General features: G+C 69.9%; 7 protein-coding genes. 2 read left to right on the top strand and 5 right to left on the bottom strand.

The genetic code is table 11. The features are described 5' to 3' along the window. The first annotated feature begins 194 nt into the window (after nucleotides 1-194). Both ABNT58_RS27650 and ABNT58_RS27655 read left to right on the top strand, forming a co-directional pair. Nucleotides 195-410: an addiction module antitoxin gene (locus ABNT58_RS27650; protein WP_348756582.1), complete on the top strand. Its 216-nt coding sequence runs from the start codon at nucleotides 195-197 to the stop codon at nucleotides 408-410. A gap of 64 nt (nucleotides 411-474) precedes the next feature. Next, nucleotides 475-672, top strand: a complete 198-nt coding sequence (locus ABNT58_RS27655; RefSeq protein ID WP_348756583.1) for a hypothetical protein — start codon at nucleotides 475-477, stop codon at nucleotides 670-672. Nucleotides 673-691: 19 nt separating this feature from the next. On the opposite strand, the gene ABNT58_RS27660 is transcribed toward ABNT58_RS27655, so the two are convergent. The 5 genes from ABNT58_RS27660 to ABNT58_RS27680 all read right to left on the bottom strand — a co-directional run. Then, nucleotides 692-2,137 carry an amidase gene (locus ABNT58_RS27660; RefSeq protein WP_348756584.1) on the bottom strand — a complete coding sequence of 482 codons (1,446 nt, stop codon included), beginning with the start codon at nucleotides 2,135-2,137 and terminating at the stop codon, nucleotides 692-694. Beyond that, nucleotides 2,134-2,949: an NAD(+) diphosphatase gene (nudC, locus tag ABNT58_RS27665; protein WP_348756585.1), complete on the bottom strand. Its 816-nt coding sequence runs from the start codon at nucleotides 2,947-2,949 to the stop codon at nucleotides 2,134-2,136. Before nudC ends, ABNT58_RS27660 begins: the two co-directional genes overlap by 4 nt. Before the next feature lie 116 nt (nucleotides 2,950-3,065). After that, on the bottom strand, nucleotides 3,066-3,857 hold the full coding sequence (locus tag ABNT58_RS27670) for a Crp/Fnr family transcriptional regulator (RefSeq protein WP_348756586.1): 792 nt from the start codon (nucleotides 3,855-3,857) through the stop codon (nucleotides 3,066-3,068). Further along, complete coding sequence (locus ABNT58_RS27675; RefSeq protein ID WP_348756587.1) at nucleotides 3,854-4,927, bottom strand: GGDEF domain-containing protein; 1,074 nt, start codon at nucleotides 4,925-4,927, stop codon at nucleotides 3,854-3,856. Before ABNT58_RS27675 ends, ABNT58_RS27670 begins: the two co-directional genes overlap by 4 nt. A 164-nt stretch (nucleotides 4,928-5,091) precedes the next feature. Beyond that, on the bottom strand, nucleotides 5,092-6,252 hold a 1,161-nt coding region (locus tag ABNT58_RS27680), incomplete at its 5' end, for an ATP-dependent DNA helicase (RefSeq protein WP_348756588.1).

Here is a 6,252-nt window from a genome sequence, read left to right on the forward strand (position 1 = left end):
CCTGCCCCCGGTGCTGCCCGACCTGCTGCAAGGCACGCCGCACCCGGTGCGCGGCGGCCTGACGCTCAAGCCCTACGAGGTGCTGTGGCTGGACGTGGCGGGCGCGGCCGGCGGTTGAGTCGCTGTGCAGCCAACTGGCGAGCAAGGCCGGGCGGCTATATTGAGGCCTTGTTCGCTTGAAGTCGGAGCCGGCGATGCCTACCAGCACCACCATGACCGTTCACCTGACCGAGATGAGCGACTATTTGCGCGACCTGATCCGGCGCGACATGGAGCGCGCGGATCAGGCAGCGGTCGACCGCTTGAAGGCGGAGCTCACCCAGGCGTTTGCTGCGCCCGAGTCGGCGTACCGGAGCTTGACGGCCGCCGATGTGATCGCCCGCAACGCCAAGCCTGCCAAGGCAGGTTGAGCCATGGCGGCCGTCCGCGTTCGGCCTGTTCGAGGCGTTTGACCGCATCGAGTCGCACGGGGTGATGTCAAGGCCGATTCCGGCGTCGCTGGGTGTGTCGGGGTTCTTCTTCCGCTACCGCAGCCACTTCGTGTATTGGAAGCGCCTGTCCAACGGAGACATCGGCATCGTCACGGTGCTGCATGAACGCATGCACCGTACAGCGAGACTTCAGCAGGAGTTTGCCGGCTTGCACGCCGGGCCGGCATCCGATCTCGGTTGATTGGCCTTCGCCGGTCCGCTCACCCCAGCAACCGACTGCGCACCCCGCTGCACCCGCTGGCCTGCTCGTAGGCATGGCCCATCTGCAGCACGGCCAGGTCGGCGCGGGGTGGGCCCATCAGCTGCAGGCCGATGGGCTGGCCTTGCGGGCCGAAGCCGGCGGGCATGCCCAGCACCGGCAGGCCGGCCAGCGTGCCGCCGATCACCACCTCCATCCAGCGGTGGTAGGTGTCCATCGCACGGCCGTTGATCTCGTGCGGCCAGTCCAGCGAGGCGTGGAACGGAAACACCTGCGCCGAAGGCAGCAGCAGGAAGTCGAAGCGCTCGAACTGCTCGCGCAGCGCGTGGTACCAGGCCGTGCGGTCGGCCGAGGCGTGCATCACCTCGGCGGCCGTCAGGCGCAGGCCGTTTTCCACTTCCCACACCGCCTCGGGCTTCATCAACGCGCGCTTGGTGGGGTCGGCATGCCAGGCGCCTTGGGCATGCGCCACCAAGGCGCCACGCAGCGTGAGCCAGGTGCGCCACAGGCGCTCCATGTCGAAGAAGGGCGCCACCGGCTCCACGTGGCAGCCGATGGCCTCGAAGTGTTTCAGCGCCTGGGCGCAGGTCTCGAGCACGCCGGGTTCGGTGGCCAGGTGGCCGCCGTGGTCGGCCAGCCAGCCGATGCGGGCACCGCGCCAGTCGCGGTCCAGCGGCTGGCTGAAGGGCGTCACGTCGGTGTCGAGTGACAGCGGCGAGCGGGCGTCCCAGCCGGCCTGCACCGCCAGCAGCTGCGCCACGTCGGCCACGGTGCGGCCCATCGGGCCTTCGGTGCCCAGCTGCTGCAGGAACTGCTCGGGCGCCGCCGGGCCGCGCGGCACGCGGCCGAAGGAAGGGCGCAGGCCGAAGACGTTGTTCCAGCCGGCCGGGTTGCGCAGCGAACCCATCATGTCGCTGCCATCGGCCACCGGCAGCATGCGCAGGGCCAGCGCCACCGCGGCGCCGCCGCTGCTGCCGCCCGCGCTCAGCCGCGGGTCGAAGGCATTGCGGGTGGTGCCGAACACCCGGTTGTAGGTGTGCGAGCCCAGGCCCATCTCGGGCGTGTTGGTCTTGCCGATGAAGATGGCGCCGGCGCGGCGCATGCGCTCGACCACGATGGCGTCTTGCGTGGGCACGTGGTGCTGCAGGATCAGGCTGCCATGGGTGCTGCGGATGCCGGCCACGTCGGCCAGGTCCTTGGGCGCCTGCGGCATGCCGTGCAGCCAGCCCATCGGCTCGCCACGGGCCAGCTGCGCGTCGCGCTCATCGGCCTCGGCCAGCAGCTGCTCGGCCGGCTGCAGCGAGACGATGGCATTGGCCTGCGGATTGAGCCGCTCGATCTGCGCCAGGTGGGCCACCATCACCTCGCGGCACGACACCTCGCGCCGGCCGATGGCCTCGGCCAGCCGGGTGGCCGGCCAGTCGCACAGCTCAACCACGACACTCATCGCGCGCCTTCGCCGGCCATCTGCGCCACCCAGTCGCGGATCAGGTGGCCGGCGATGGAAAAGCGCGGCGGGATGCCGGGCAATGCATCGAGCGGGTACCAGGCGGCATGCTCGATCTCTTCGGGCTGCGGCACGATCTCGCCGCCGTCCCATTCGGCGGTGAAGGCCACCATCAGGCTGTGCGGAAACGGCCAGCTCTGGCTGCCGAAGTAGCGCAGGTTCTTCACCCGCACGCCGACTTCTTCGGCCACCTCGCGCTGCACGCACTCTTCCAGCGATTCACCGGGCTCCACGAAGCCGGCCAGTGCGCTGTACATGCCGGGCGCGAAGTGCGGCGCCCGCGCCAGCAGCAGCTCACCGGGGCGCCACACCAGGGCCATCATCGCGGGGCTGATGCGCGGGTAGGCCGCATGGCCGCAGGCCGGGCACACGCGAGCGCGTTCGCCGCTCTGCAGCTCGGTGGGCGTGCCGCACACGCCGCAGAAGCGGTGCGCGCGGTCCCATTCCAGCACCTGCGCGGCGCGGCCGGCCAGGGCCAGCAGCGGTGCGGCGAACTGCATCATCGCCGCGCGCAGCGGCACCCGGCGCCAGCCGGCAGGCACCTCGGGCAGGGTCAGCGTCCACACGTCGTGGCCCTGCAAGGTGCCCAGGTAGTGGCGGGTGGTGGCAGGGCTTTGCCAATCGGCCGCTAGGTGGGGTTGCAGGGTCTGCGACTCGTCTTCGGGCAGCAGCAGCTGGCGCTCGACGAAAGCGAAGTGCCAGGCCAGCGGCGTGGGCTGCTGCGGCGGGCGGTGGTCGGGAATGAAGGGCATGGCGGGCGTGCGCGGCGGGCACGGGGGCTCGGGTGCCGATCAGGTTAGCGCAGGCGGGCCCGGTCTGCGTGAGAACGCCCGGCGGCGACCCTGCGCCGGGCCGGCCGGCGCGGTCCTCAGGCCAGCTGGGCGCTCAGCGTGCGGTCGAGGATGCGCGCCTCGGCCCGGTGTTCCAGCGCCTGCACATCCACGATCTCGATGCGCTTGTAGCCCAGCTTGACGAGGCCTTCGGATTCCAGCTCGCGCAGCGCGCGGTTGACGTGCTGGCGCGACGACTGGATGAGCGTGGCCAGCTCTTCCTGCGGAATGGCCACTTCCTGCTGGGGCGCCCGGCCGGCGTCCGCGGCGGCCGACAGGCCAAACTGGTACAGCGCGGAGATGAGGCGGTCCTTCACCGGCCCGGCGTAGAACACCAGGGCCAGCCGGATGCAGTGGCGCTGGTAGCGGATGGTGGCCTCGGCCATCGCGCGCCACAGCTGCGGGCGGTGGTCCAGGTGCGCTGCCAGGGTGCTGGCGGGCAGTGCCAGCAACCGCGTGGGCTCGGCGGCATGGAATTCGTAGCAGGGCTCGTCCGGCAGGCGCTGGTGCAGCAGCCGCGACAGCCCGATCAGCGCCCCCGGGTACAGCATGCCGAACTTGACGGTCTTCCGCTCGTTGCGCAGGCAGGTCCACACCGCGCCCGAGAGCAGGAACACCAGCTCGTCGGTACTGCCGTCGCGGTACACGAGCGTCGACTTGGCGTGCTCACGGAAGCTGCTGCCCAAGAGGATGTGATCGAGGTCGGCGGCGGGCCAGTCGCGGAACCACTGGCTTTGGCTGAGGAGGTGCCGTGCCTGCTGCAGCGCATGCGCCGTCGGGGTCACGGTGTCGGGGGTCGGCGGGTCGGCCAACGGGTCGGGTGGGGTCATTCCTCGGCGAAGTGATACCGGTTCTTGCCTGCGCGCTTGGCCCGATACAAGGCATCGTCGGCCAGCTTCAGGAGCCGCGCAAGCTGCATGCCGTGACGATACCGCGCAATGCCGATGCTCACGCTCACGTTCACGCCCTGGATGGGCGTGGCGGAGATGGCCTCGTTGAGTGCGCCGGCCTGGTGCTGGGCCTGGTCGCGCTCGCCGCGGTAGATCATGCCGAACTCCTCGCCACCCAGGCGGCCGCAATGGGCGTCGCCGGCGGCGGCCGTCAACTGGCGGGCGATGTGCTGCAGCACCTCGTCGCCCACGTCGTGGCCATGCACGTCGTTGACGGTCTTGAAGTCGTCCGCGTCGATGAGAAAGAGGTACAGCTCCTGCGGATCGCCCGAGGCCAGGGAGCGCGTCAGCTCGTTGACGAAGGCGCGCCGGTTGTTGATCTGCGTGAGCGCGTCCTTGAAGGCCAGTTCCGCCAGCCGCCGGTTGATCTTGTGGATCTTGATGCGGTCGGAAAACTGCATGTAGTTGATGGTGATGCCGAAGATCACCGCGGCCACCGTCAGGCACAACATCCAGGCCGCCTCGGGGTGCACCAGGATTTCGCGCAGGCGCGGAAAGACGATGGACAGGTTGATCAGCAACGTGGCCGTGGTGTACGAGATGGGGTCGTAGTGCACCGGCGACATGGCCACCACCACGATGGCGCAGATGCTCAGCTGCCACAGCAGTTCATGCGGCGAATGGCTGGCCACATGCGCCAGCGCCGTGGCCACCACGGTGGCGAAGAACACCCGCGACACCGCGCCGGCGATGAAGTTGGGCGCCACCGCGGTGGAGGTCATGCCGGCCATCAAGGCCGCGCCGAAGGCCACCAGCGTGGTGACCGACAAGGCCACCGTGCCGGGCGGAAAGGCGCTGGCGACCAGCCAGCTCAGGAATGCCAGGGCCTGCACGCGCAGGGTCGACACCCTGCGGCTGCGCTCGGCATAGCCCAGGTAGCTCCGGTAGTCCCGAAGCGACCAGCCACCGACGCTTTGCCCGATTTCGGCCAACCGCTTGTTGTGAGGCATCGGAGTTTCATTGAAGGGAGAGGAAAAGGATGGCGCGGGCCATGGCCGGCCGCAACACCCATGAATTCGGCCGCAATCCGGCAAACATGAGGATGCGCGCCGTTCTCCGGTCAAAGATGTCAATTTTCAGGGGTGGTTCCCGCCACCCACCGGCTGCCCGTGTATCAGGCGCCGGCGCTCCACCACAGCGGCAGCAGCCGCCGCACCTCGGGCCGCGCGAAGCGGTCGTCGATCAGGTGCACCACGCCTTCGTCGGCCGGCGTTCGGATCACGCGGCCGGCGGCTTGCACCACCTTCTGCAGGCCGGGGTACAGGTAGGTGTAGTCGTAGCCCTGCGCCTTGCCGAAGCGCTGCGCCATGCGTTCACGCATGCGCTCGTTGGTGTCGTTCAGCGGCGGCAGGCCCAGCGTGGCGATGAAGGCGCCGATCAGCCGCGTGCCCGGCAGGTCGATGCCTTCGCCGAACTGGCCGCCCAGCACCGCAAAGCCGACGCCCGCGCCGCCTTCATGGAAGCGGGCCAGGAAGGCCTCGCGCTCGGCCGCGCCCATGCCGCGGGCCTGCAGCCACTGCGGCACCTCGGGGTGCTGTTCGGCCAGCAGCGCGGCGGCGCGCTGCAGATAGTCGAAGCTGCTGAAAAACGCCAGGTAGTTGCCCGGCCGCTGCGCGTACTGCTGGCCGATGAGCTGTGCGATCGGCGCCAGCGAGGCATCGCGGTGCTGCCAGCGGGTGGAGATGTGGCGCGCCACCTGCACCGACAGCTGCCGCGCCTCGAACGGCGACTCCACGTCCACCGCCACGGTGTCGGCCGGCAGGCCCAGCAGGTCGAGGTAGAACTGCGTGGGCGTGAGCGTGGCCGAGAACAGCGTGCTGGTGTGCGTGGCCGCGAAGCGCGGCTGCAAAAAGGGCGCTGGCACCAGGTTGCGCACGCACAGCACCGCGCTGGGTTTGGCCAGCGCGCCGCCGCCCTGGCTGCGCGTGATGTCGAACAGCGAGTGGTCGCCGAAGCTCTCCAGCAGCCTGGCGAAGTGCGTGGCATCGAAGAAGAAGTTCAGCAGCTCGCTGGCGATGCCTTCGGGCTGCTCGGCCAGTTGCTCGGCGATGGCGGCAATCGCCTGCTGCAGCGCGGTGGCCAGTTCGTCGGGCACCTGGGCCAGGGTCTGGTAGTCGGCCGGCTGGGCGGCGGCCAGCGCGGCCCAGGTCTTGTGCAGCTTGTTCAACGCCCGCTTGGGCAGGCCGGTGGCTTCGCGCCGCACGGCCTGCAGCCGGGCCTGGTCCAGCTCGGCGGTGTACATGGCGCGGGCGCGGTCCACCAGGTTGTGCGCTTC

Source organism: uncultured Aquincola sp., assembly GCF_964001545.1.
Taxonomy (GTDB): Bacteria; Pseudomonadota; Gammaproteobacteria; order Burkholderiales; family Burkholderiaceae_C; genus Aquincola.

What these genes read in the sequence shown, in the direction of transcription:
- ABNT58_RS27660 (WP_348756584.1), bottom strand. Translation starts at nt 2,137, where the DNA reads ATGAGTGTCGTGGTTGAGCTGTGCGACTGGCCGGCCACCCGGCTGGCC.
- ABNT58_RS27650 (WP_348756582.1), top strand. Translation starts at nt 195, where the DNA reads ATGCCTACCAGCACCACCATGACCGTTCACCTGACCGAGATGAGCGAC.
- ABNT58_RS27675 (WP_348756587.1), bottom strand. Translation starts at nt 4,927, where the DNA reads ATGCCTCACAACAAGCGGTTGGCCGAAATCGGGCAAAGCGTCGGTGGC.
- ABNT58_RS27655 (WP_348756583.1), top strand. Translation starts at nt 475, where the DNA reads ATGTCAAGGCCGATTCCGGCGTCGCTGGGTGTGTCGGGGTTCTTCTTC.
- nudC (WP_348756585.1), bottom strand. Translation starts at nt 2,949, where the DNA reads ATGCCCTTCATTCCCGACCACCGCCCGCCGCAGCAGCCCACGCCGCTG.
- ABNT58_RS27670 (WP_348756586.1), bottom strand. Translation starts at nt 3,857, where the DNA reads ATGACCCCACCCGACCCGTTGGCCGACCCGCCGACCCCCGACACCGTG.